Consider the following 23,968-nt stretch of genomic DNA (forward strand, 5'->3'; position numbering starts at 1 on the left):
TATATATAGTATATCTGAAGTATGAGTACGATACTGATCGGCACATCAGGCTACAGCTATACCGAATGGGTCGGTCCTGTGTATCCGCAAGGGACCAAGCCGGAGGAGTTTCTCGCTTACTATGCAACCATGTTTGCCAGCGTGGAATTGAATTTCAGCTACTATCGGATGCCGGAGGCGACCCAGCTTGCCCTGATGCACCAAATCGCACCTTCCCTACATTTTTCCATCAAGGCACACCAAAGCCTCACCCATACCATCGATCCAACTTCCTGGAAGCGGCAGGCTTCGTTGTTCCGCCGTTCCCTTGAACCACTGCTCGCAGCCTCCGTCCTGGATGCCATTCTCCTGCAATTTCCCTCCTCCTTCCACTATGAACCGGAACAACGGCTCTATCTTGATGCGTTGCTGCGTATACTCTCCCCGCTGCCGCTGGCCGTTGAGTTCCGCAACAGCAAGTGGTACAACAACCGTACCCTCGATTCCCTCAGGGAGCGGAAGGTCTGCTTTGCCTGCCTGGATCTGCCGCAGATCCAAGGCAATCCACCGGTCATGGATGTCACCACATCCTCCCTCGCCTATCTGCGCCTGCACGGCAGGAACAAGGAAACCTGGTGGGGTTCGGATGCAGCCAGCCGGTACGACTACCTGTACAGTGACAAGGAATTGGAAAGCCTGCTCGAACGCTTGCTCTCTCTGTCCATGGGAACCAATACAGTACTGGTGTATTTCAACAATCACCGCAGAGGACAGGCGGTACAGAACGCCCGGCGGCTCAAGGCCCTGTTGTGTGAACGCGGAGGGATAGCATGCAACCTTCCCAAGCAAGCATCATCCATATCAATGTGACCGACTTTGCCGCTGCCGTGGCAATTGCCAAACAACCATCCTTGGCAAACCGGCCGTTTGCCATCGCACGGGAAGGGTCGCGCAGGGTTGTGCTCACTTCCAGCCATCTGGCCTGGAAGGAAGGCATCCGTTCCGGCATGCCGGTCAGTATCGCCCAGCGGATGCTCCCTTCCTTGCTGCTGCTTTCCCCCGATACCCAGGCAACCGCCAAGGCCGACGCAGCGATAGCGGATATCGTGCAGGCCTATTCCCCGCATCTGGAGTGCGACAAGGGTGGACATGTCTATCTCGATATGCAGGGAACCTCCCGGCTGTTCGGCCCTGTGGTGGACAGTGCCGTACGTATCCGCAAGGAAATCCGGGAACGGCTCGGCCTCGAAGGTGCAGTGGCCGTTGCATCCAACAAACTGGTGGCAAAAATCGGCACGAGGGCAATCCGGCCTTCCGGGCTCACCCAGATTAGGGGAGGAGAGGAATCTTCCTTTCTGGCAAGTCAGGATATCAGCCTGCTTTCCGGGGTGGGACCGGCCATCAGGCGATTACTGCATGTAGCAGGCATCAAGCAAATCGGCGAGCTTGCATCCCTTGACGACCAAGCGGTCATTGCTTTTCTGGGAAAGCGGGGGCTTGCTTTGCGTGATGCCGCCCGTGGGCTGGACACTTCGACATTCCATAAAGGAATCGGGGCACAACGCAGCATCGTCCGCAAAGTCAGTTTTGCCGAACCGCGCTTGGAACAGGACGCATTGCGGGCGGCCCTTGTCTCGGCCGTCGAGGACGCCGCCATGCAGATGCGCAGTGAACGGCTGGGAACCTCGATGGTCGGCATCACCTTGTCTTGGAGCGACGGCAGAAGCAACGAAGCTACCCGACGGACCAAAGGGCAGTGGCTGCTCGACAAGGAATTGGAACAGGCGTGCTGGCAGGCGGCCCTGCAGGCTCTCCAGCGGAGAGTCCACCTGTTGGGGTTCACCCTCCGGCTTTCCGCCTTGAATCCGGCCTTGCAGGAAGTGGACCTCTTCCAACCGGAAGACCTGGATAGGCAGACTGCATTGCAACAGACGATCGACGAGGTACGCCGGAGGTTCGGGCCGGGCATCCTCTCCCATGCAACGGCCCTGTATCATGTCCACTAGACTCGCCGTCCAGAGCGCCTATTCCCTGTTGTGGGGAACCTGCACCATACCCACCCTCTTCGACCGGTTCCAACAGCTCGGGGTGGATCGTATTGCCATAGCTGATCGTGACAACCTGTATGCCTATCCCGAATGCAGGCAGGAGGCAAAAGAACGGGGCATCAGCCTGATCTGTGCTGCCTATTTGAGCGAAGGCCCGTCTTCCCTGTTCGCCTTCGTGCAGAACCGGAGGGGATATGAACGGCTGTGCGCCCTGCTTTCCAAACGGGCCGTCGACCCCTCCTTCTCCTATGTGCGGGCGCTTGCAGCCGATGACGGGTCACTGGTGATCGCCACCTGCGATCCCAGTCTGCTTGCAGAGCTTGCCCCATCGGTCGGCCGCCTTTATGGAGCGATTACTCCCACCTGCCTGAAAGCCGTACGCACCTCCCGCTCGCTTTCCTTGCCGCTGCTCGCCCTCGATGATGCGTTTCTGCTATCCGAGGAGGATCGCAAGGTGCATACCATCCTGCGGTGCATCGCCACCGGTACCACCGTAGGGACCTTGGACGAAGAGGAATATGTGCAGACAGGAGGAATCCTGCTCGATGAACGGCAGTGGTCGGAGACCTTTTCCAGTTGGCCGGAAGCGGTAGGTGCAACACAAGATCTGATCGCCTACGATCCCTTCCCCTCCTCGCTGGTCTTTCCCGAGTACCCGGTCGATTCTGCACCAGAAGAGTTGCGCCACCGGGTGCTCCTTGGAGCCGAAATCCGCTACGGAGAACTCAACGACGCCATTCTTGAACGCATTGACTACGAACTGGACATCATCAATGCCAAAGGGTTCGCCCCCTACTTCTTGGTCATGCACGATATCGTACAGATGAGCAGCCGTACCTGCGGGCGCGGTTCGGCCGCCGCTTCCATCGTTTCCTACAGCCTGTTCATCACGAATGTCGATCCCATCGCCCACCATCTTTATTTCGAGCGGTTTCTCTCCCCTTCCCGCAGAGATCCTCCCGATATCGATGTCGATTTCGCCTGGGATGAACGGGACGGCATCTTCGAGCGGGTGATCAAGACCTTTGGAGAGGATCGCTGCGCCCGGGTGGCCAATCACAACCGATTCCGGCTTCGCAGTGCAATCAGGGAAGCCGGTCGTTGCTACGGTTTGACCGACAGCCAGATCAGCGCCGGGGAAAAAGAACTGTTTTTACGGGGACGCACCTCGGTGGATGATCCCCTGTGGCAAACCATCTGCGAAGTGGCAACCAAGTTGGACGGTCTTCCCAAGGAGATTTCGATGCATTGCGGAGGCTTGGTGATAACCCCCAAGGCAGTCGCTGATTATGCCCCCACCTTGGCCAGCAGGGAGGGCTACCCGTTGTTGGCATGGGAAAAGGAAGGAACGGAACAAGCCGGTTTTGTCAAAATCGATCTGTTGGGAAACCGTTCCTTGGCGGTCATCCGCGATACGCTGGCCAATCTTGCAGAGGACGGCATCCACATCGATGAACGAACCTGGCATCCCAGCGAGGACGAACCGACCATCGCAGCCTTGGCGCGAGGCGATTCGATGGGAGTATTCTACCTGGAGTCACCGGCGATGCGCCAATTGCAGAAGAAAACCGGAAAAGGTGATTTCGAGCATATCGTCATCCATTCCTCCATCATCCGTCCAGCGGCCAACAAGTACATCAATGAATATGTACAACGCTTGAAAGGCAAGCGGTGGGAGCCCTTGCATCCACGCCTTGCCTATATTCTTGACGAGACCTACGGCATCCTCTGTTACCAAGAAGATGTATCCAAGACAGCGGTCGCCCTGGCTGGTTTCGATGAAGCGGAAGCGGACAACCTGAGAAAAGTCATCGCCAAGAAGGCGGGAGGGCGAAAACTGAAAGCATATCAGGATACCTTCTTTGCAGGATGTGCCCGAAACAAGGTCCCCACTCAGACCACCGAGGAAATCTGGGCCATGATGCTGTCGTTCGACGGATACTCGTTCTGCAAACCCCACTCGGCAAGTTATGCCATGGTTTCCTTCCAGAGTGCCTACCTCCGTGTGCACTACGGCCCTTATTTCATGGCTGGGGTACTCTCCAACCAGGGAGGCTACTACCGAAGCCAAGCCTATATCAGCGAAGCCCGGAGAATGGGCATTCACATCGAGGGGCCCGACCTCAACCGCAGCAGGATCACCTATCATGCCCACGGCGATACGCTGGTCATCGGCTTGATGGCCATCGCAAACCTTAGCAATGAGGGAAAGCAGCGGATCATTGAGGTACGCAGAAAAGGAGGCCCCTTCGCTTCCCTCAAAGAAGCCGCATCACGCCTGGGACTCTCCCGTGAGGATTTGGTCAGCCTCGTTGGTGCAGGCGCCTTCGACAGCCTTGAGCCCCAGTTGAGACGAAGCGAACAATTGCGGCAGCTTCTCACTACGACACATGCTGACCGAAATCAGGAACAACCCGAGCTATTCGGCGTATCGAACAACCTGGTTCCCACCAGACATGTCGTCCAAACGGCAAAAAGGACCGAGGAAGAGTTGCATCAGGAATTCTCTGCCCTGGGATTTCTCAGAGCACACCATCCGCTGCTGCTCTGGGCTCCCTATCTGGCGCGACTCAAGCGCATCAAGGCATGCGACCTCGGCCGGTATGTAGGGCATTCGGTAACCTTGGCAGGGTATCAGATCACCCAGAAACAGGTTCGCACCAAGGGGGGGGAAAGCATGAGCTTCGTGTCCTTCGAGGATGAGACCGCCTTGTATGAGACGGTACTGTTTCCCCAACTCTTCTCCCGGTTTTATCCGCTGCTTTCCTCACTTTGGCCGTTGGAGGTTTTCGGCATGGTCCAGGAAGATCAAGGGGCCTTGATTCTGGAAGTGCAACAACTGAAGAAGCTGGGAGCTTAGATTTGGATCGCCTCTTGTATGCGGTCCAGATACCGCTGCATGGAGAACTTGCGTTCAAGGCCTTTGTCATTCATATAGCGAATGTTTCCGAACACCGTCCGTTCGGTCCAAGGCCGGTCATGCTTGCCGAAGCACCAAGCCACCCCGGCGTACCCGTTGGGATCGCGCCCATCCAACTGATAGGTGTTGTTCAGATACAAGGCGGTTTGGAAGGCCTCTTCGGGATCGGCGCTCCATTCCAGAATTTTCTTTCCCCAGTACATCCGCATATAGTTGTGCATGGTCCCAAGCGCAACCAACTCCTGTTGGGCGGCATTCCAATATCGGTCGTGGGTATGGGCTCCCTCCAGCTCGGATAGCGTATACAGAACTGGCCTTGGATCCGAAGCATGGCTTTCGAGACTCGCTTTCGCCCAGAGGGGAAGACAGGCGTACTGATCATACAAGGGATTGTAATGGACAAAATTACAGGCAAGTTCCCGCCTGACCACCAACTGTTCCAAAAATGCGGGAACAGAAGAGCAATCCTCATCCTTGATCGCAAGATACACCGTAATCGGGCTGATCTGTCCGAAATGCAGATACCCACTGAGATGGGAGGAAACAGATTCGCCGGGATCATTTCGCTTTTCAGCATACAAGGCAAGGCCATGCTCGATGAAATGGGAAAGAGTGGCCTGTGCGGATTTTTCCCCTCCCCGCATAAGAAGACGATCACCGCCTTTCTTCTGCAGATGCATCGATGCCAGCAATCCGGGAATATCATCCAAATCAACCAAAGCGAAAGGCATCTGAATTGACAGGGAATTCTGTTGCAAATGGACAGGCTCTTGCTTCTGGGCGAAATAACCGATCATCGGTTCAATCTTTCGCCGAAGCGTTGCTGCCGAATATTCCTCTTTGAGGGAAGCCGTTTCCACCGGGACGATGACATTCGCTTCCACCTGGACCATGGCACAGGGAATGCGTCGTGCAACTTCCCGTCTCCACGACTGTTCCAATCTACCGTAGGCACAGTCGGTGACGAGAGCGACAACGTTTTCAGCAAGTTGCATCAGGCCTTCCACCACCCCGTTTCCGTATACCCAGAGGGAAATTCCTTGTTCAAGCAAACCCTCCTGGACATCCTTCAGCCCCTCGAGCAGGAAACGGTAATGCCGTTCATTCGCCTCATTGAAGGCTTCAGCGATGCCGAAATACACCACCAAGGGCTTTCTGAGGGAATTTGCAGTCGCAATAGCATGGGAAAGCGCTTCATTCTGAACGACCCGCTGGGAAGCCTGCATCCAATAGAGTACGTAGGAGCCCTGTGGATTGACCTGCTGTGCATTGAGGTGCTTAATACGTTGTGCATCGATCATAGGCAAAGCTTAGCATATACCTTGACTTTCATGACAGTCTTTTCCATTCAGCTTCCAAAATCGACAGGATCGCCTCTTCATCTTTCCGTGCATCATAGTCACCCACCAATTGACCCGGATAGTGGTAGATCCATCCTGCACACTCCATATGACTGAGCACAGCAAGCAGGGCCGACTCACCATACAGGCCGAGAAATCGGACAAAGGCACGGATGCGGTCGGACTTGAACATTGCCCCTCCACAGGGAAACCGGGTGCATTCCCAACATCCGCTGATCTGCTGTTCCGTGCAGCATGCATAGTGCATGCACCAGAAGTGATCGGAGCATCCTTCCTGGCGGCATCCGGCGCAATCCTGATTTTCATTGCACAGGCAACACGCTAGACCACAATAGGCGAATCCTTTTTCCGCTTGCATGTTTGGGACCTCCTTTCCGGTCCGTTTCATCAGGTCATCGCTTTTTCAAATCCTTGATCGCCCGTTTTGCCGCTAGGTTTCCCGTCATGGCGGAAATCGGGAGACCGGAAGGACTGAACGACCATTGCCCGGCTTGGGACACATGGGCGATCACCGTTTCCACCGATTTGGTGATACGTCGCATCTGATGCACTACCGGCACCTCGCCATCGGTGAACGACCAGCCGGTGATAGCCCCTTCACTGTTGGAGGTCAGCCGTTCAAGCGTGGTCGGTGTGGAGGAAAACACGAATCTGCAGTGTTGGAAGAGATCGGGATACAATTGGTCTGAAAGGACTGCGAGCATGGTCTGTTCGCATATCCGCTTGCATTCCTCATACCAGGCATCCTCCTGTATGCGATGCGCCAGCTCATAGGGGAACAAGGTGCTGACGACAAGGCCGGTGCATCCCTTTGGTGCTAGCGTTGGATCACGGAGCACCGGCAGGGATATTTCATAGGTGGTGGTATGAAAGTAGTCCTTCAGATAAGCTTCGATCATATCCTTATCATGACAGGCGGGGTCGAGTGCACGTCTGTCGATACTGCTTTGTCCTCTGGTATTGGGGGTATAGAACAGATGGGCGCTCGAACGGGAAGAAAAATAGGAAGGCTCCAGATCGGTTGCCACATAGAGCGAGAAGATTGAATCCCCTCCCCGGTGGTGTTCCATGCGTTTTCTTTGGTTTTCGATGGCCGAGGCTTGGCGTTTGTCGTTGCTATGGGCTATCCGGTAGAGGCTCTTCAAATCGGCTGCCCAGATCAAATGCTTATACGTAATCTGTCCATCAATGCAACGTTTTTCCACATCGATGTTTTCCACCCGATGTCTGATCGCGGTATCCAGGCCATGCTCAATCGCATAGTGCGCCAAACAAGTCGGCAATGCACCGGTTCCGCCGAGCGGGTATTGGTAGGCCAGATAGAGCCCGAAATAACTGAGGGCAAAGAATGTGGGGGTATCCTGGAAGAAATGCTGGGCGATCAGGTCGATCAATGCCTGGTTGGACGTGAATCGTTTCAGGTAGGACCCTACCGGTTCCTGCAGGTGTTCAATCGTTTTGATGGTTCTCAGGTAGCGAAAGAACCACGGCAGCAACGTCTTTCTCAGGTAGGTCAGATCCTGATAGGAATCAAGAAACAAGGGATTATCGATGCCATACAGCACATCCATGTAGGAAGTAATCTTTTGTATCTCTTCCATGATGGCCTGGATGTCCGCCTTGTTTTCCGGGAACAAGGAACCAAGCATCTCTTGGTAGTCAGCAAAACTATCCAGACTGTCCACCTTGATTTTCTGGTCCCCCACTGCGAGGGTCACCGGGCTTTTGACCCAGGATAGGCTGATGCCCAACTGTTTGAGCATAGGAAAGATGATACCTGAGTTCTCAATCGCACGGATGCCTTGGTCGAATACAAACCCTTCCCGTTCGAATGAACCGATCAAACCGCCGAGACGCGGTTGTTGTTCGCACAGCAACACGGAATATCCACTACGGGTGCAGTAGGCTGATGCGGTGAGTCCTGCCATGCCTCCTCCGACAATGACGATATCATACTGTGTCTTCATGCTGCTTCCTCCCGTCAAGTTCCAAAACACCAAGCCCAACCAGCTGCAGGCTTTGTGCAAACACCACCTTACCGAGCGTCCGGTCCAAGGCATGGGCTGCCGGTTTCTCCTCCACCGTCTGGTTGTAAAACCGTGCACTGCTCACGGTTTGTTCCTTTGTTGTTGCAAGGTAATAGAGCGCTTCGCCTGAACAGGAGGGATCTCCGAGGAAATGGGAGAGGACATGCTGTGCGTACCATGCGTAGAATCCCCCGTTGTCATGGCCTACACTGCTTTTGACCGCTCCTGGGTGCATGGCCGTAATACGTACCTCGTAGGGTTTTAACATTTCATCAAATTCCCAGATGGTCAGCAGTTGGGCGGTTTTTGCCGCCCCATATCCTTTCAGACCCGTATACCGGTGACATTTCCATTGCAGGTCATCAGGATGCACGGTACTGAACCGATGTCCTTCCGAATTCACATACAGGATCCGACTTTTCGGTGAGCGAACCATGGTAGGCAGAAGCAGACAGTTCAGCAAAAATGGAGCAAGATGGTTTACCAGGAACACTTCATCATAGCCCTCGGCGAGGATTACCTTATGTGTCCTATGAATACCGACATTATGGATGAGTACGTCGATTCGCTGATACTGTGCTGCAATTGCCCGCGCTACGGCCCGTATGCTTTCCAGATCGGTGAAATCGGCGATCAGAACGTTGACGGGAACCTGATAATTCCGTATCAGGTCGTCTTGGAGCGTCCGGGCTTTCGCCGCATTCCTGCAGATCATGACAAGATGTGCTCCGCCTTGGGCGAACCGGATGGCCGCAGCCTTCCCGACCCCGCTGGTCGTTCCGGTGATGACCACGATTTTCCCATCCAAGCGAAGCGTGCTTCGTTTCTGCACTGCGCGAGAATTCTTCATGAACATCAATTCTTCAGGCCATTGCATGCTCGTGTACTCCTATCCGAAAAAGGTACGCATAAACCATCGGTACAAGCGATGGTATACCGGGACATGATCGGCTATATCCCCCCAAAGGTCGTAATAATCACGTTGTTCCACAATCAATTCCTTTTCGTTGAAGGTGAGGCAGGAGCAACCATAGATGGGGGAGCTGGGGAAATGGCGAAACCGCGTAGTCATTTTCCATTGCAGGAAGGCATGGTCATTCTCGCGGACAATGGTGTACAACTCCATATCCATCTGCTTGCACCGTTTGGCTAATCGTTCACACATAGCCATGAATGCCTGCTTGCCTTCGAGGCTCTGGATGGAATCCTGAAACCTGATTTCTTGGTCATACAGCGGGTACAAGTGCGACCAATCGGGTTTGCCTTGGGTATTATAAGTCTGAGACCAGAGCCTTCGGATGGCCTTTGCATCAAGCAATGGGATATCTTGTTTGGTTTCCATAGGTAAGCCTACCATGAAATTGGTACATGGCAAAATGAAAATAGCAGAAAACCGAATTGCATGCATGCCACACGACAAACGGAATCCATAAGACCCTTGGACTTCCAATCTGAGAGAAGCGTTTCAAAAAGGGAAACCCACAGGGATGCGACCGTATTCAGGATAAGGGAATTCGCCTGCAAAAGCCAATCATCGGATTTGGTTCGTCATGAAAATCGGTCAGGAGGATGCCACCTGGGGCTTTCCTTCCAAGGCTCGTACCGGTCTTGCCTCAATATAGCCTCTGTATCCCAAGGGGCAGAGTTGAAAACGAGGGCCATCCTCGTCCGCCCATCGGTACCCGTACAGCGTCGGATCATAGTGTTCCATCACTTCCCATACATCTTGGATTGCCCCGGAAAAAGCAGCATCCTCAAAGGGAGGGCCTTGGAAGACCATCAGAGAACAGGGAGGCAAGGTGATGAGGGAGAACCCATCCGTAACGGGCTTGTCGTATCCCATCGGAACTTCGACGCCCTGCATGTATATACCTGCACCAAGCTTACGCAGAGAAGGGGGCATCCACATCCCTATCGGCTCATAGAGTGCTTCGGGAATCGAAGCCAGGACATCCCATACTGCACACCCCACTTCCTCACAATAGGTGAAATAATCAGTTGCTTTTTGTGCATATTTGACTATGACTTTACGCATCGGTCTTTGGATAACCTGTACAAATACGGTTTGCATATCCTGTGTTCCTTCCTTTGTATGCTGAGTATCAACATATGTATGATATGTTCTGAGCGCTTTCCGAAATGCTGAGGGACTCATGCCGAACTGCTTGGAGAAAGCTCGAGTGAACCCTTCATGCGAATCGAAGACGAATTGCAGTGCTACATCCAAAATCGTTCGGTCCGTCTTTGCCAAGATGTCGGCTGCCGTTGCAAGCCTGCTTTTGCGAAGATAGGCGAACAACGAGGAGCCGGTCTCTTCCTTGAAGATCCGATCGGCATGATAGGGGGAATATCCTCCGGCATGGGCTATCTGCAGAAGAGTTACCTCCGAATCCAGATGGTTCTGGATATAGGAAAGCATCCTGTGAACTGCTTGGCGCCTTTGTGCATCCATGGTCCTGTCTTCACCTCCAATCCGATCATATCATTACTGACCGTTTCGTACTTGATGCTGCTTGCGTTTCTCGTACTGAATTTCAGTTTCCGTGTTGTTCATCCTCGACTGTTCATACTCTGATTGCTGAAAATTCACTTACCGGAAAGGTTTTGTTCATTATTTTATCATAATAAATCATTTTTTGATTTTTCTAGACACCTTTGTATTTCGATGGTACAGTAAAAGCATCACACATCATGGATTCACCACAAAAGGAGTCACGTATGAAAAAAATCACCACGTTCGTCGGCATGCTGGTTCTTACCGCATTGCTCTTCGGAAACGGGGTCAGTGAGGGAAATACTCAGTTCACCGACCCAACCAATGCCCAGTACCTGGATCAATATTTTTCCGTCACACTTCCATCGACGGTCGTCGACCGGTCTACGTTTGCCGCTTCGCTTTCCAAGATCAGCGGAAAGCAGATCGTGCTGAATCAGGATGCAGACCTGTTCAAGGCTCTGGTCCAGGCTTCCGATCTCAACGAGCTGGCCTTGACGTACAGCAATGAGAAAGCGCTCAATCGTCTGCAGCAATACGGCATCTTCACCGCCCTTCCCTCCGATGTATCGCGCTATCTGGCTTGCGCCCTTGATGCCCACCTGCTTCCCGCTTCAGTGGCGATGCAGTTGCTCTCCACAGGAACGCTTGACAGCAAGACGGCGGACAACCTGTTGATGAGCGTTGCCAACGCGAACGGCGAGGCTAGGAACTATATCGGCAAGGTCAGCGACGCAGACATTTTGATGCGTATTTCCAACGCATTCGACGGTTATACACTTTTCAGTGACGGCAATCTGGATAAAATTGGGGCCGCAACTGTCCAAAAGCGTGCATCCACCGGCTATAACCTCAAGAAAGATGCTGATGCTGCCCGGTTCCTCTCTTCCCGTACCATCCAATACGGACACAGCGACGAAGTGCATCTCAAACAGCTGATCGTGTTGCTCAACAGCGAAGGCATCGACGCCAAGATCCAGATTGAGCCGAAGGTTTCCATCTACGAGTACCTGCTTGACTGGGGTCCAGTTCCCGAGCCGAGTCCGTATTACATGGTGCTTGAGTTCAGTGATAATTTCTATCTTGCCTATGCGGTCGAGTACGACGCCAAGTTCGAGTTCAACTCCAAGGAAGATCTGCTACGCTTCGATTCCTTGATCAACACATATGCTAAGAAGAATGACACCAACCAGGCGAAGGGAAGCAACATCCCATTACTCAAGGGTTCCTGGTGGCAGCCGCTGTACAGTACGACCTTCAATGCCGATCCAAAGGCTTATGTGGAAATCGTGGACTGCGTGCTTGAGGACAACGGGTATTCCATCCATCCTTTCTCCTTGCTGGAGAATAAGGCGAACCTCATCAATACCTTGGAAAGCCTGAGTGGCCTTTCGGTGCACGAGCACACCTTGTTCGTGAACAACGCGTTCCATCGGTATCTTACCGGAGCCGATTACCAATAAGGGTTTTCGGCCAGGACAGACGGCGCAGCGGCTGTCTGCCCTGGTCGGGATTTCGGTATACATTTCCTGCAGCTTGCTGCACAATGAAAGAAAACGCATAACGAGGTATGGTGATCCATGATACCCTATGTCCGGCAAAGCCAGATCTATTCCTATATCAAGATGAAGCAGATCGCGTATATCGACGAATTGCTAGATTTGACGAAGGTCTCACTTCCTACGGTCCGACGTGATCTGAAGAAACTGGAGGACGAGGGGAAAATCATCCTCCTCAATGGCGGCGGCGTGAAATTGAGCGAGGAAGCCGAGCATTCGGTGGTCGCTCGGCTGGAGGTCAAGTCAGATGAAAAGTACCTGATCTGCAGCAAAGCCGCCAGGTATATCGAGAACAATGAATTTCTCTATCTTGGTCCCGGTACGACGGAAAATTACCTGATCGGTTTCTTGGCGGGAAAGAATGTGACCGTGGTGACCAACGGGATCTTCCATCTGCCGAAGTTGGTCGAATACAAGATCAAGACCATCGTGGTTGGGGGACAGTTGGACCACAACTACGGTATCACTCACGGTCCGGAAGTGTTTGAGGAGATCGAGCGGATGAATTTCTCATCCTGCATCATCGGAGCCAGTGCGGTATCCGATGAAGGGGTCTCATCCTTCGACCGGGATGTATCGATAATCAACAGGAAGGTCATCAGCCGTTCCCAGCGGAGTCTTCTCATTGTCGACTCTACCAAATTCACCGCCTTTTCCCACCATGTGTTTGCAAAAGCTGAGGATTTTGATGCCATCATCACCACCGCAAAGGTGGAAATCGAACTACGAAACAAGGAAAACATCATCATTGCTGATGTTTCAGATCTCTAATCGGAGGAAGTGAGCAGGCCATGGACAAAGCCATCATCGGAGGAACCGGGGTTGGGTCGCTTCCCAACCTGAAAGGTCCGTTCATCACACAGACACCCTATGGGGACGTACAAACCTATCGCTTTCTGCTTGGGGATGAGGAAATTCTCTTTCTCCCCCGTCATGGACAGCAGCACACCTGTCCTCCGCATGCCATCAATTACCGAGCCCAGATGGCGGCGCTCAAACAGGAAGGAATCGCATATATCTATGCCTTGGCTACCAGCGGATCGATGCGCCCGGAAATCGGGGAGGGATCGGTCGTCCTGATCGAGGACTTCCTGGATTTCACCACCAATCGCAGCAAGACCTTTTTTGATGGTTCCGATTCGGTGGTTGCCCATACCGATATGAGCGATCCTTATTGCCGGAGCCTGCGTTCGGCTTTCGTGCAAGCCGCTCTGCAGCAAGGCCTTGCCGTGCACCAGGGAGGAATCTATGCCTGTACCGAAGGGCCGCGCTTTGAAGGCAAGGCGGAAATAGCCATGATGCGTAAATTGGGAGCCACTCTGGTCGGGATGACGGGCATTCCCGAGGTATTCCTCGCAAAGGAAGCAGGAATTTGCTATGCGGCGATCGCACTCATTTCCAATATGGCCGCAGGCATTACGAACGAAAATCTCGCCCACATAGACCATGGTGCGCGTATTACCCAGGCGAAACAGCAGGTATTGGATACTATATTCCAGGTATTCAGTTCCACTTCGTTGAGCCAGGAACATTGCAGCTGCAACCATTCGGTCCTGTATCTTTCACAGCATTAGGAGTTATGCATGTACACGGTTATTCCAGTCAGTCTTCAATTGCAGCCGCCGGCTTTGGTCCTGCTCGACCAGACCCTGCTCCCCGAAACGGAAACCTTTTTGTTTCTCGATACGCGGGAAGCAATCTATGAGGCGATCAAGAAATTGCGGGTTCGGGGAGCCCCTGCCATCGGCATCGCTGCCGCCTATGGCGTGTATGTCTGCCTGGCAAACGGACAGTATCGCGATTTGGCGGAACTTGTTGCTGATTTTTCTTCATTGAAAACCTATTTGGCAAGCAGCAGGCCGACGGCAGTCAACCTGTTCTGGGCGTTGGATCGCATGGAAAAGCGGTTGCAGCAGGCTGTGTCCGATCCGAATTCCGAACAGGACACGGTTCGCTCAGCACTGCTTGAGGAGGCACATGCCATTTTTGCTGAGGACCAAGCCATGTCCAGGGCCATCGGGGAACATGGGCTTTCCCTCTTTGACAAGGAAAGAGATTGGAGCATCCTGACGCATTGCAATGCCGGCGGGCTTGCTACCAGCGGATACGGAACCGCACTCGCCCCCTTGTACCTTGGATTCGAGCGGGGGTACCGCCTGCGTGTATACGCCGACGAAACCCGACCGTTGCTCCAAGGAAGCAGACTCACCGCCTATGAACTGCAGAAGGCAGGGATGGATGTGACCGTCATTTGCGACAACATGGCCTCGCTGGTCATGAAGATGGGAAACATTGATGCGGTCATCGTAGGAGCCGACCGAATTGCCGCCAATGGGGATGCTGCAAACAAGATCGGAACCAGCGGGGTCGCCATCCTGGCAAAATACTACGGCATACCCTTCTATGTTGCAGCCCCGTCCTCCACCTTCGATCCTGCAACGAAGGAAGGAAAGGACATCGTCATCGAACAGCGTGACGGCGAGGAAGTGGTCAATGGATTCGGAAGACGCACCGGGCCGAAGGGCGTACAGGTGTACAACCCTGCGTTCGATGTCACCGATGCTTCCCTGATTACGGCCATCATCACCGAACGCGGGATCATTGAAAGACCGACCACGGAAAAGGTGCTGAGACATCTGGGAATCAAATCGGTCTGAAAACTTACTTGGTAAACCAGCAACCATCTTTTATAATGGTGTAAGGCTACGTTAATTGGTATAAGGAGAAGATTATGAAAAGAGCAGTAGGATTCATTGCAATGGTTCTGATCGCCGGAACCCTCTTTGCTGCAGGAAGTGCGGAACAGCAGGCCAAGGCAGCGCCCGGATTGAACATTGCCATCATCACCACCCCTTCGGGCGTTGACGACGGTTCCTTCAACCAGGACAACTACAACGGCATTCTTGCGTTTGTGAAGAATCATCCAGAGGCCAAGGTCACCGCAATCCGCGAACCCAGCGGAGATGTCGCAGCAGCACTGAAAGCAGCAGCCGACGTCGTGGCCGAGTATGATGTGCTGGTATGCACCGGATTCCAGTTTGCTGGAATCGGCGAACTCGCCCAAGAGAATCCCGATACCAAGTTCATCCTCGTGGACACCTATCCCACCGATGCAAAAGGCAATACCGTCGAGCTTCCCAATGTCTATGCCATGACGTTTGCCGAACAGGAATCCGGATTCTTCGCCGGTGTCGCAGCTGCTTTGGAGACGAAGACCAACAAGGTAGCCGTGGTCAACGGAGTGGCCTACCCTTCCAACGTCAACTACCAGTACGGGTTTGAATGCGGAGTCATCTATGCCAACCAGAAGCTGGGTACCAAAGTACAGGTAGTCGAGCTTCCCAGCCAGGCCGGCACTGACGTAACGGGCGCCAATGTGGGTGGCAACTATGTAGGATCCTTCGCCGATGAAGCAACCGGAAAGATCATCGGCCAGCAATTACTTGCCCAGGGTGTCGACATCATCTTCGTCGCAGCTGGAGCCAGCGGCAACGGCGTATTCACGGCAGCCAAGGAAAGCAACGGAAAACTTCGGGTCATCGGTTGTGACGTCGACCAGTGGGATGACGGTGTGGTCGGCAATTCGAACATCATTCTCACCAGTGTCCTCAAGGTCATGAGTCTGAATGTTGAACGGACCCTCAACAGGATCCAGGACGGCTCGTTCAAAGGCCAGAATGTATTGTTGAAGGCTGACACCGACTCGACCGGTTTCGTCAAGAAGAGCGGACGCAACCAGTTGCAGAGTTCCACCATCGAGAAACTCGACCAGGCATACAAGCTGGTCCAGGATGGAACCATCGTTCCAGCTTCCAACTTCGGAGGATTCACCCCCGAGCAGTTCAAAGTCAACTGACCATACTTCGACCACCCGTACCATCGGTGCGGGTGGTGTTTCTTGTCAATGGAGTATCATCGTGGAACCTATCGTAGAATTTCGGCATATCACCAAACGATTTCCCGGCATTGTTGCGAATGATGACATTTCCCTTTCCGTCAAGGACGGAGAGATCCTTGCCATCCTTGGCGAGAATGGAGCGGGGAAAAGCACGCTGATGAGCATGCTTTTCGGCATGTACGCTCCCGATGAGGGAGAGCTGTACATCCGGGGAAAAAAAGAGACGATCTCAAGTCCGTTGGTGGCGAACGAACTGAACATCGGCATGGTTCATCAGCATTTCATGCTGGTGGAGAATCAGACGGTCAGTGAGAACATCATCATGGGTATCGAACCGAAGAAACGGGTATTGGGCTTGTTTCCTGTCATCGATCTCGAACGTTCCCATCAGCGGGTGCAGGAGCTTTCCACCCAGTACGGACTGGAAGTCGACCCCCGAAGGAAGATAGAGGACCTTCCGGTTTCTTCCCGCCAGCGGGTTGAGATCCTGAAGATGCTCTACCGCAATGCCCAGATCCTCATTTTTGATGAACCTACCGCAGTGCTTACCCCGCAGGAAATTGAATCGTTGCTTGAGATCATCAAAGGCCTTCGGGAAAGCGGCAAGACGATCATCCTCATCACCCATAAGCTTGATGAAATCAAACGCATTGCCGATCGCTGTGCGATCCTGTGCAAAGGCAAACTGGTATCCGTTCTTGATGTCGAGCAGACCACCATCCAGGAGATGTCCGCCTTGATGGTCGGACGGGAAGTATCGTTGACCTTGCAGACCACCGCCCATCAGAGGGGGGCGGAAGTGCTTCAGGTTGAGAATCTGAATGTGGTCACCGCCGACCATGTGAGTCGGGTCAAGCAAGTCAGCTTCAGCGTCCATGCAGGAGAGGTGCTCTCCATAGCCGGAGTTGCCGGCAACGGGCAGGTTGAGATCGCCGATGCAATCTCCGGTTTGTTGCCGATTCAAAGCGGCACGATCCTGCTCGATGGCAAGGACATCAGCCATGCAAGGATCAGAAGCCGTGTGGAAGCCGGACTCTCCTACATTCCCGAGGACCGCCATTCGGTTGGTTTGATCCTCGACTTCAATCTGCGTGACAATCTTTGTCTGAAACAGTATTACCAGAGCCCGTACAGCGACAAGCGGGGGATTCTGAATCAAGAGGCGATGGATGCTTTGGGCAAGCAACTGATACAAGACTATGACATCCGTACCAGCAAGGCCAATGATACGATGGTCAGAAGCATGAGCGGAGGAAACCAACAAAAGGCGATCATCGCCCGCGAGATCTCTCTCGGCTCGCAGTTGATCATCTTCGTGCAGCCGACACGAGGGCTTGATGTTGGGGCGATCGAATCCATCCATAAGAAGATCGATGAGCTGAGGGCCCAGGGCAAGGCGATCCTTCTCATCTCCTTGGAACTGGATGAGGTGATGGAACTCTCCGATACCATTCTGGTCATGTACAATGGATCGGTGCAGACGATCAGGCAAGCCGACCAGCTGACCAAGCTCGAGGTTGGTGAATATATGATGGGGGTGCATGTTGATCACACATAAGAATGGGAAACGGTTGTTCGTCCGATTGTGCGGACCGGGCAATCACCAACTGCTGCGCATCTCCCTCTTCAGCATATTCCTCAGTCTTTTGGCCGGTACGGTCTTGTTGCTTTCCCTGGGGAAGAATCCATTGGAAGCCTATCAAAGCATTCTCCAAGGTGCAGGCTTACTGCCCAAACTTCGGTATGCGGGAAAGAAGAGCCAGCTCACGGATTTCATGAGCCTGCTCAACTACACCACCCCCATGATTTTCGCTGCATTGTCGGTGGCCGTGGCTTTGAAAAACGGCATTTTCAATATCTGTGTCTCGGGCATCATGGTACTCAGCGGTTTTCTTGCCACGGTTCTGGTAGGATACTCTTCGCTGGATCCAGTCCTCGCCAAGATCCTGGTGGTCGTCATAGGAACTGCTACGGGAGCCTTGGTCGGCATGTTCATCGGGTATTTGAAATACCGCTTCAATATGAATGAGGTGGTAGTGGCCATTATGCTCAACTATATCATCAGCTATGTGGTCAGCTTCTTCATCCAGACCAAGTTCATCGATCCGATCACCCGCCAGTCGGTTGCGGTGGGACAGAATGCCCGGCTGACGTTGTTCGATTATCCGGTGGGGAATCTGAAGATGGAGATCGCCTTGGTATTCCCCTTGGCGCTTTTGGTTGTATTCGCCTTGCGTTTCTTGCTCAACCGCACCCGTTTCGGCTTTGAGTTGCGTGCGGTGGGAAGCAACAGCAAGGCATCCAAGTACGCCGGTATCGAGGTTGGCAAGGTCATGGTCATGACGATGTTGCTCAGTGGGGCTTTGGCTGGTTTGGCCGGTGTTTCCTACTATCTGGGAAGCAACGCATCGATTCAGCCTCGAGTACTTCCTTCGCTTGGCTTCGATGGCATAGCCGTAGCGCTTTTGGGCAACATGAGCGCGATCGGAAGCCTGTTCGCCAGTCTCTTGGTCATGATCTTTGATTGCGGGACTACCTATATGTCGTCCCGCCTATCCGTATTGCGTGAGATCGCAGCCCTGATCATCAGCATCCTGCTGTTGTTCAGTGCGATCGGCATCTTCTTCCGCTCGCTTGCCAATCGGTACGCCCAGCAGCTTGAGGAGGTTTGAGTATGAACAGCATCATCATAGAAGGACTTGCATTTTCCCTCCCCCTTTTCATCATTGCCATCGGAGGCATCTACAGCGAGGGCAGTGGCATCATCAACCTTGCCTTGGAAGGATTGCTTGGATTCGGTGCATTTTTCGGTGGACTCAGCTATGCACTGCTCTCCATCTTCCTCAAGGACAACCCTATGCTGCTCATATACCTTTCCTTGGCCTTTGCCATGGTAGGTGGCGCCTTGCTTGCTGCGCTCCATGCATTGATGTGCATCAAGTTCAAGGCGAATCAAGTGATCAGCGGAGTGGTCATCAATATGCTCAGTGTTGCGCTGACGGCGTTTTTGGCCAATCAGATCAATGCATCGGTATTCGGCCAACCGTCCAACAAATTCCTGCTGGAGGTGTTCCCCAGATTTACGGTTCCCGTGCTCTCCTCACTTCCCGTGCTTGGTTCTCTTTTCACCGATGTGTATACCTTTGAACCCATCATCCTGGTCGTTGCCCTTTTCATGGCATATCTGCTGTATAAGACACCGGTGGGAATGCATATCCGAGCCTGTGGAGACAATCCCCATGCGCTTGCAGCGGCAGGTGGAAAGGTGGACAAGGTCAGGTTCTATTCGGTGATCACCAGTGGCGCTTTGGCAGGCCTCGGGGGCATGTGTTTCGCCTATTCGATCTCCACCACCTTCTCTCCCAACATTTATATGGGCTTCGGCTATCTTGCCATCGCCGCCTACATATTCGGCTCATGGAAGATCGGTCCCACCTTCCTGGCATGTCTTTTGTTCGGGTTTGCCCGGAGTGCAGGGTATGTGTTGGTTCAGAAATTGGCCCTTCCCTCCTCCTATGGAGATCTGGTACTCACCCTCCCCTATATCGTCACCTTGGTGTTGCTCTTGTTCTTCTCTTCCACCAACAGGCCGCCTCGGGCTCTAGGCGAGGTGTATGACCAGGCAAAACGTTAGGCTATAATTTTACTAAGTTTTTACAAGGATTTACGAGTTGCAAGTGATTCTGCAATTCGTAAATCTTTTTTATTTACGATTTATCCTCCATATGTTGATTACTTATCGTGCTTCTCAGAGATTTACCGTTCATCTCTTGGAAATATATTCCTATTATTTTTATAGGTTATTATTGACAATAATACCCCATGGGGGTATGTTGAAGCTATCAAGAAGACAGGAGGATCAACACATATGTTTGAAAATCTCAAACGCAAATGGAATGCCTACCTAGAACGGATGGCTGCGGCGAACGAAAAGACATTCGGAGACCAGCGGCTTGATTGCTGTTCCATGAACAAACGAACTGAACAGAAGAACAATACGCAAAAAACTTCGATGCAAAATCATTGATGCAAAGAGAATTTGCATATTGCCTTTACCTTTTGCGGATGTCCTGCAATACTTAAGGCATTATGCAACAGACTCAGAATACCGACAATCAACTGTATGACACGATTCGACTTTCCCAGTCTCAGCAGATACGAAGAACCATACACATCAGTATGTGGTGTTTGCTCGTTGGTGCCATAGCCGGCCTTGGGGCTGCGTTCTTCAAATACCTGATCGAGTTTTTCCACAACTTGTTTTTCAGTGGGATGTTTTCATTTGCACACAGCAGCAGATCATCCGCTTCCGTCTGGGGACCGTTCATCATTCTGGTTCCTGCCATCGGCATTGCGGTCGCACAGATGATCACCAGCAAATGGGCTCCCGAGGCCAAGGGCCATGGAGTACCGGAGGTTATGGTTGCAGTTGCGGAGAATCGCGGGAAAATCCGGCCGATCGTCGCCTTGGTCAAGTCATTGGCTTCGGCGATCACCATCGGCAGCGGGGGTTCGGTCGGCAAGGAAGGCCCGATCGTCCAGATCGGGGCAAGCTTTGGCTCCACATTGGGCCAATCGCTGAAATTATCCTCTCGCGATACCATCATCCTGGTCGGTGCCGGTGTTGCAGGAGGCATCAGTGCTACGTTCAACGCCCCGATCGGCGGCATCATGTTCGCCCTGGAGTTGATCCTTCCCGAATACAGCATCATGACCATTATGCCGTTGGTCGTATCCTCCATCATTGCCACTACCGTGTGTTCCTTCTTTTTAGGCACCCATCCGGCATTCATAGTTCCTGAATATGCAATGGTGTCTTCTTTTGAATTGGTGTTCTATGTTGTGCTTGGGTTACTTGCGGGACTGCTCTCAGTCCTATTCATCAAATCCGTGTACGGGATGGAAGACTTCTTCGATTCCATCCATATCCATCCCACCCTCAAGGCAATCATCGGAGGGTTGCTGGTTGGCGTCATCGGGTACGTTTCACTGAAAAGCTTCGGCAGTTATCATGTATACGGCGTCGGTTATGATTTTCTGGATCTGGTGCTCAGCAACCAGGTGACATCCTTGGTCATGGCTTTCAGTTTGGTGTTTCTGAAGATTTTGGCCAACTCGCTTACCTTGGCATCGGGAGGCTCGGGCGGCATCTTCGCCCCTTCCCTGTTTTTGGGAGGCGCCTTGGGAGCCGGGGTCGGCATTGTGGTACATATGCTTTTTCCCGGTCATACCGGTCCGATCTCAGCCTATGCAATCGTCGGGATGGCAGCCATTGTTTCAGGAGTAACAGGAGGTGTGTTGACCGCCATCATCATGGTGTTTGAGATGACCAGGAATTATGCGATCATGCTGCCGCTGTTGCTCAGCGGGGTGCTGTCCTATTTCATCTCCCGCCTTCTGTATGGGGAGACGATGTACACCAAGAAGCTTACCAGACGGGGCATACACATCCAATTTGACAAGCGCATTCCCATGCTCAAGGCGATCCAAGTGGGGGAAATCACGAATCGATCCTTCATTTCCTGTCATCCCGATGATACGGTGGAGAAAGTATGGGAAACCATGCATGAGCACGGACTTGGCTTGTTCCCGGTAACCGATGGTGATCAGGTGCTGGGGACCATCGGCTACATCGAATTGCATAATGCTGCTCCTTCCAAGGAGCGGACGATTGCCCCGTTGGTCCATAAAGTGAACATCTGCATTCCCAGCAAGGCGAATCTGTATGATGCGCTGCTGGTCATGGAAGCGTGCAAGAGCAATATCCTGGTGGTAAAGGAACAAGGGAAGATCATCGGCTTTGTCACGCTCAAACGGATCATGCGCAATTATTTGGACAAGCAGCGGATCAGTTGACGGTGATTTTTCACAAGCGTTCCTCTTGCCAGAAGCGCAAAGAACCTGCATTGTTTAAGGAGGAGGAGCAACTATGGACATGGAGTACTATCTGGACCTCTGCAATGAACGGATCGGAGAAGTTGCAACCGTCATCGCCCAAGCCTACGCCGAGTTTGGTGATCTGGTGAGTCTGTACCTTGGACAGACTTCCTCTACCCTGCAGTTGGGTTTGTTCAGGCCGCTTGCTCTGGAAGCTTCCATTTTCCTTGCTCACTTGCTTTCTGAGAACCATCAGGGGCTTTCTTCTGAATTGGTCCTGGACAGTGAGGCTTTGTCCGAGGAGCTTGGTAAAGGAAAAGCCTTCGTAGCTGACCATCTTGGACACTATCGAAGTACAGAGGACTTGCTCTCCCTGTTTGCAGAGAACTGCCAAGAGGTCGTGGCCAACGACACTGCTTGGCTGAATATGCAGAAACGGGATACCGAACCGCAGGATTCGATCAGTGACAAGGGATATGTCGCCATCTGCGAAGGGGCGGCACGCCTGAAACAGGTGGTGGACGAGCTACCTACTGAAGCGTAGCTTCGACGGTCGTATCAATTCCAGCCAACATGTCTTCGATTGTTGGTTCCACAAGCATATCCGGTTGCAGTGAATCTGAAGGGTAATCGGCATCCATGGTGAATCGCTTGGAGGAGATGAAGAGCGGAAGGTGGCTGTTTGGCAGCGTAAATTGCTTCACTTCCCCATAATGATTTACACTTCCTCCGCTCGGAGTTCCCACCAAGGTGCATTCGGTTCGTTGGGTGAGTTGGATCGCATTCATCAACGCTGAGGAGAAGGTTCCCTCCCCGATGAGTACATCCAGGGTAAAACCGAGTTGTTTCTGCAATTTAGAGAGCCCGTCCATCATGGGTTCGAAGAGTCGGGAATCCCCTCCCCCGTTGTATCGCAGATCAATGATGACCTGCTGTATGTGTAGACCGGGCAATTGGGCAAGTACTTCCTTGGTAAAGGTATCAATCGGATAATCCTCGCTGGAGGCGCAGACGTTGTATTGCATGAACAAGGTCTTTCCTTCGTTGATCAGGAAGGCACGGTAATATGAGGAGGAAGGACCTGTCTTGCAGGGGTTCTGGTACAACGTCGCCCAAGCAAATCCCTGGAATGATTGTGCGCTGACCGGTTCCACCCTGAATTCCTGTGCTTGGGTTTCACCCAACCGAACAACGGTGAAGGAAACAGGTTCCAGGGGACCGGTTGCCAAACCCAGGTAGGTGTACAGTTCGGTGATATTGAACATGCCTGCTAGACTATGCCGCAGCCAGACCAGATTGTCGGCGGCGACAAGCGAGGAAGCTCGGGTAACCACCTCGTCAAGAGGAATCCCATTTACAGAGACAACCGTTGCTCCGAGCAAATCCTGATGCTGTTGTTCCACGACACTCAAACGCCACGCTCCTTGCAGGTATTGCAGTTGGAGCGGGACGGCATGCAGTTGGGATACCACCTGGGGTGTCATCCCGATGCCGGTATGGGAATCCGCCCCCAATGAAGAGAAAGCCTTGAGCGCAAAGAAGAAGGAAGGGTCGTCCATGCTAGGGGCCTTGGCGAGCAATTTCTCATAGGCTGCATCGACAAAAGCCTTCCCCTTGGCTTTTTGGAACGCCGGATGCACTTCCTGTAATTGTTCATAGACGAACGCTACATCGATCTGCCTTGGATCGGTATATGTTTGCATAGCCTGAGTCTGCGTACACCCACTCAACAAAGCAACAAGAGACAGAAATACGGTAAAACATAATGATTTCATAAAAACCGAGTATACCACGGACTGTCTCTT

The 23,968-nt window shown here is 52.8% G+C and carries 21 protein-coding genes; 14 read left to right on the top strand and 7 right to left on the bottom strand.

Annotation, left to right across the window (positions count from 1 at the left end; all coding sequences use genetic code 11):
• The first annotated feature begins 21 nt into the window (after positions 1-21).
• Genes AB7C91_RS01315 through dnaE form a run of 3 tightly spaced genes read left to right on the top strand, consistent with a single transcriptional unit; the run spans position 22 to position 4,887 of the window.
• Entirely contained in the window at positions 22-849 is an 828-nt protein-coding gene (locus AB7C91_RS01315; protein ID WP_332448234.1) for a DUF72 domain-containing protein, read from the top strand.
• Positions 810-1,985, top strand: a complete 1,176-nt coding sequence (locus AB7C91_RS01320; protein WP_332448235.1) for a DNA polymerase — start codon at positions 810-812, stop codon at positions 1,983-1,985. The genes AB7C91_RS01315 and AB7C91_RS01320 overlap by 40 nt, the downstream gene beginning before the upstream one ends.
• Positions 1,975-4,887 (top strand): DNA polymerase III subunit alpha, encoded by a 2,913-nt coding sequence (gene dnaE / locus AB7C91_RS01325; RefSeq protein WP_428588658.1) that lies wholly within the window; start codon positions 1,975-1,977, stop codon positions 4,885-4,887. Before AB7C91_RS01320 ends, dnaE begins: the two co-directional genes overlap by 11 nt.
• Here dnaE and AB7C91_RS01330 read toward each other — a convergent pair.
• From AB7C91_RS01330 to AB7C91_RS01355, 6 genes are all read right to left on the bottom strand, one after another.
• Entirely contained in the window at positions 4,884-6,248 is a 1,365-nt protein-coding gene (locus AB7C91_RS01330) for a deoxyribodipyrimidine photo-lyase (RefSeq protein ID WP_428588661.1), read from the bottom strand. The two genes, dnaE and AB7C91_RS01330, sit on opposite strands and share 4 nt — an antisense overlap.
• A 28-nt stretch (positions 6,249-6,276) precedes the next feature.
• Positions 6,277-6,666 (bottom strand): DUF3795 domain-containing protein, encoded by a 390-nt coding sequence (locus AB7C91_RS01335; RefSeq protein WP_332448238.1) that lies wholly within the window; start codon positions 6,664-6,666, stop codon positions 6,277-6,279.
• Between the two features lie 34 nt (positions 6,667-6,700).
• Entirely contained in the window at positions 6,701-8,275 is a 1,575-nt protein-coding gene (locus AB7C91_RS01340) for a phytoene desaturase family protein (RefSeq protein WP_428588664.1), read from the bottom strand.
• Positions 8,259-9,212 (bottom strand): SDR family NAD(P)-dependent oxidoreductase, encoded by a 954-nt coding sequence (locus AB7C91_RS01345; protein ID WP_428588667.1) that lies wholly within the window; start codon positions 9,210-9,212, stop codon positions 8,259-8,261. Before AB7C91_RS01345 ends, AB7C91_RS01340 begins: the two co-directional genes overlap by 17 nt.
• Positions 9,213-9,224: 12 nt before the next feature.
• Positions 9,225-9,677, bottom strand: a complete 453-nt coding sequence (locus AB7C91_RS01350; protein WP_428588670.1) for a nuclear transport factor 2 family protein — start codon at positions 9,675-9,677, stop codon at positions 9,225-9,227.
• Between the two features lie 219 nt (positions 9,678-9,896).
• On the bottom strand, positions 9,897-10,787 hold the full coding sequence (locus AB7C91_RS01355) for a helix-turn-helix domain-containing protein (protein WP_428588673.1): 891 nt from the start codon (positions 10,785-10,787) through the stop codon (positions 9,897-9,899).
• A 266-nt stretch (positions 10,788-11,053) separates the two neighbouring features.
• Between AB7C91_RS01355 and AB7C91_RS01360 the strand changes: the two genes are divergently transcribed.
• The 11 genes from AB7C91_RS01360 (at position 11,054) to AB7C91_RS01410 (ending at position 22,707) form a co-directional block, all read left to right on the top strand.
• Positions 11,054-12,292, top strand: a complete 1,239-nt coding sequence (locus AB7C91_RS01360; protein ID WP_332448243.1) for a hypothetical protein — start codon at positions 11,054-11,056, stop codon at positions 12,290-12,292.
• 117 nt (positions 12,293-12,409) lie between these two features.
• Entirely contained in the window at positions 12,410-13,159 is a 750-nt protein-coding gene (locus tag AB7C91_RS01365; RefSeq protein ID WP_332448244.1) for a DeoR/GlpR family DNA-binding transcription regulator, read from the top strand.
• Between the two features lie 20 nt (positions 13,160-13,179).
• Positions 13,180-13,962, top strand: a complete 783-nt coding sequence (locus tag AB7C91_RS01370) for an S-methyl-5'-thioinosine phosphorylase (RefSeq protein WP_428588677.1) — start codon at positions 13,180-13,182, stop codon at positions 13,960-13,962.
• Between the two features lie 9 nt (positions 13,963-13,971).
• On the top strand, positions 13,972-15,045 hold the full coding sequence (mtnA, locus tag AB7C91_RS01375) for an S-methyl-5-thioribose-1-phosphate isomerase (RefSeq protein WP_332448246.1): 1,074 nt from the start codon (positions 13,972-13,974) through the stop codon (positions 15,043-15,045).
• 74 nt (positions 15,046-15,119) lie between these two features.
• Positions 15,120-16,244, top strand: coding sequence for a BMP family lipoprotein (locus AB7C91_RS01380; RefSeq protein WP_428588680.1), 1,125 nt, complete (start codon positions 15,120-15,122; stop codon positions 16,242-16,244).
• A 61-nt stretch (positions 16,245-16,305) separates the two neighbouring features.
• Positions 16,306-17,844, top strand: a complete 1,539-nt coding sequence (locus tag AB7C91_RS01385; protein WP_332448248.1) for an ABC transporter ATP-binding protein — start codon at positions 16,306-16,308, stop codon at positions 17,842-17,844.
• Positions 17,828-18,958: an ABC transporter permease gene (locus tag AB7C91_RS01390; RefSeq protein ID WP_332448249.1), complete on the top strand. Its 1,131-nt coding sequence runs from the start codon at positions 17,828-17,830 to the stop codon at positions 18,956-18,958. Before AB7C91_RS01385 ends, AB7C91_RS01390 begins: the two co-directional genes overlap by 17 nt.
• A gap of 2 nt (positions 18,959-18,960) precedes the next feature.
• On the top strand, positions 18,961-19,920 hold the full coding sequence (locus AB7C91_RS01395) for an ABC transporter permease (protein ID WP_332448250.1): 960 nt from the start codon (positions 18,961-18,963) through the stop codon (positions 19,918-19,920).
• A gap of 234 nt (positions 19,921-20,154) precedes the next feature.
• Positions 20,155-20,313, top strand: coding sequence for an LDCC motif putative metal-binding protein (locus AB7C91_RS01400; RefSeq protein WP_332448252.1), 159 nt, complete (start codon positions 20,155-20,157; stop codon positions 20,311-20,313).
• Between the two features lie 62 nt (positions 20,314-20,375).
• Positions 20,376-22,142, top strand: coding sequence for a chloride channel protein (locus AB7C91_RS01405; RefSeq protein WP_332448253.1), 1,767 nt, complete (start codon positions 20,376-20,378; stop codon positions 22,140-22,142).
• Between the two features lie 73 nt (positions 22,143-22,215).
• Positions 22,216-22,707, top strand: a complete 492-nt coding sequence (locus tag AB7C91_RS01410) for a hypothetical protein (protein ID WP_428588686.1) — start codon at positions 22,216-22,218, stop codon at positions 22,705-22,707.
• On the opposite strand, the gene AB7C91_RS01415 is transcribed toward AB7C91_RS01410, so the two are convergent.
• A complete protein-coding gene (locus AB7C91_RS01415; RefSeq protein WP_428588688.1) occupies positions 22,694-23,866 on the bottom strand; it encodes a hypothetical protein in 1,173 nt (390 codons plus the stop codon). The two genes, AB7C91_RS01410 and AB7C91_RS01415, sit on opposite strands and share 14 nt — an antisense overlap.
• Positions 23,867-23,968 lie beyond the last annotated feature (102 nt).

The sequence above is a fragment of the Sphaerochaeta sp. genome, from assembly GCF_050256055.1.
Taxonomy (GTDB): Bacteria; Spirochaetota; Spirochaetia; order Sphaerochaetales; family Sphaerochaetaceae; genus Sphaerochaeta.

Excerpts from the sequence above, each read along its gene's own strand:
- AB7C91_RS01315 (WP_332448234.1), top strand. The coding sequence starts at position 22 with ATGAGTACGATACTGATCGGCACATCAGGCTACAGCTATACCGAATGG.
- AB7C91_RS01320 (WP_332448235.1), top strand. The coding sequence starts at position 810 with ATGCAACCTTCCCAAGCAAGCATCATCCATATCAATGTGACCGACTTT.
- dnaE (WP_428588658.1), top strand. The coding sequence starts at position 1,975 with ATGTCCACTAGACTCGCCGTCCAGAGCGCCTATTCCCTGTTGTGGGGA.
- AB7C91_RS01330 (WP_428588661.1), bottom strand. The coding sequence starts at position 6,248 with ATGATCGATGCACAACGTATTAAGCACCTCAATGCACAGCAGGTCAAT.
- AB7C91_RS01335 (WP_332448238.1), bottom strand. The coding sequence starts at position 6,666 with ATGCAAGCGGAAAAAGGATTCGCCTATTGTGGTCTAGCGTGTTGCCTG.
- AB7C91_RS01340 (WP_428588664.1), bottom strand. The coding sequence starts at position 8,275 with ATGAAGACACAGTATGATATCGTCATTGTCGGAGGAGGCATGGCAGGA.
- AB7C91_RS01345 (WP_428588667.1), bottom strand. The coding sequence starts at position 9,212 with ATGCAATGGCCTGAAGAATTGATGTTCATGAAGAATTCTCGCGCAGTG.
- AB7C91_RS01350 (WP_428588670.1), bottom strand. The coding sequence starts at position 9,677 with ATGGAAACCAAACAAGATATCCCATTGCTTGATGCAAAGGCCATCCGA.
- AB7C91_RS01355 (WP_428588673.1), bottom strand. The coding sequence starts at position 10,787 with ATGGATGCACAAAGGCGCCAAGCAGTTCACAGGATGCTTTCCTATATC.
- AB7C91_RS01360 (WP_332448243.1), top strand. The coding sequence starts at position 11,054 with ATGAAAAAAATCACCACGTTCGTCGGCATGCTGGTTCTTACCGCATTG.
- AB7C91_RS01365 (WP_332448244.1), top strand. The coding sequence starts at position 12,410 with ATGATACCCTATGTCCGGCAAAGCCAGATCTATTCCTATATCAAGATG.
- AB7C91_RS01370 (WP_428588677.1), top strand. The coding sequence starts at position 13,180 with ATGGACAAAGCCATCATCGGAGGAACCGGGGTTGGGTCGCTTCCCAAC.
- mtnA (WP_332448246.1), top strand. The coding sequence starts at position 13,972 with ATGTACACGGTTATTCCAGTCAGTCTTCAATTGCAGCCGCCGGCTTTG.
- AB7C91_RS01380 (WP_428588680.1), top strand. The coding sequence starts at position 15,120 with ATGAAAAGAGCAGTAGGATTCATTGCAATGGTTCTGATCGCCGGAACC.
- AB7C91_RS01390 (WP_332448249.1), top strand. The coding sequence starts at position 17,828 with ATGTTGATCACACATAAGAATGGGAAACGGTTGTTCGTCCGATTGTGC.
- AB7C91_RS01395 (WP_332448250.1), top strand. The coding sequence starts at position 18,961 with ATGAACAGCATCATCATAGAAGGACTTGCATTTTCCCTCCCCCTTTTC.
- AB7C91_RS01400 (WP_332448252.1), top strand. The coding sequence starts at position 20,155 with ATGTTTGAAAATCTCAAACGCAAATGGAATGCCTACCTAGAACGGATG.
- AB7C91_RS01405 (WP_332448253.1), top strand. The coding sequence starts at position 20,376 with ATGCAACAGACTCAGAATACCGACAATCAACTGTATGACACGATTCGA.
- AB7C91_RS01410 (WP_428588686.1), top strand. The coding sequence starts at position 22,216 with ATGGACATGGAGTACTATCTGGACCTCTGCAATGAACGGATCGGAGAA.
- AB7C91_RS01415 (WP_428588688.1), bottom strand. The coding sequence starts at position 23,866 with ATGCAAACATATACCGATCCAAGGCAGATCGATGTAGCGTTCGTCTAT.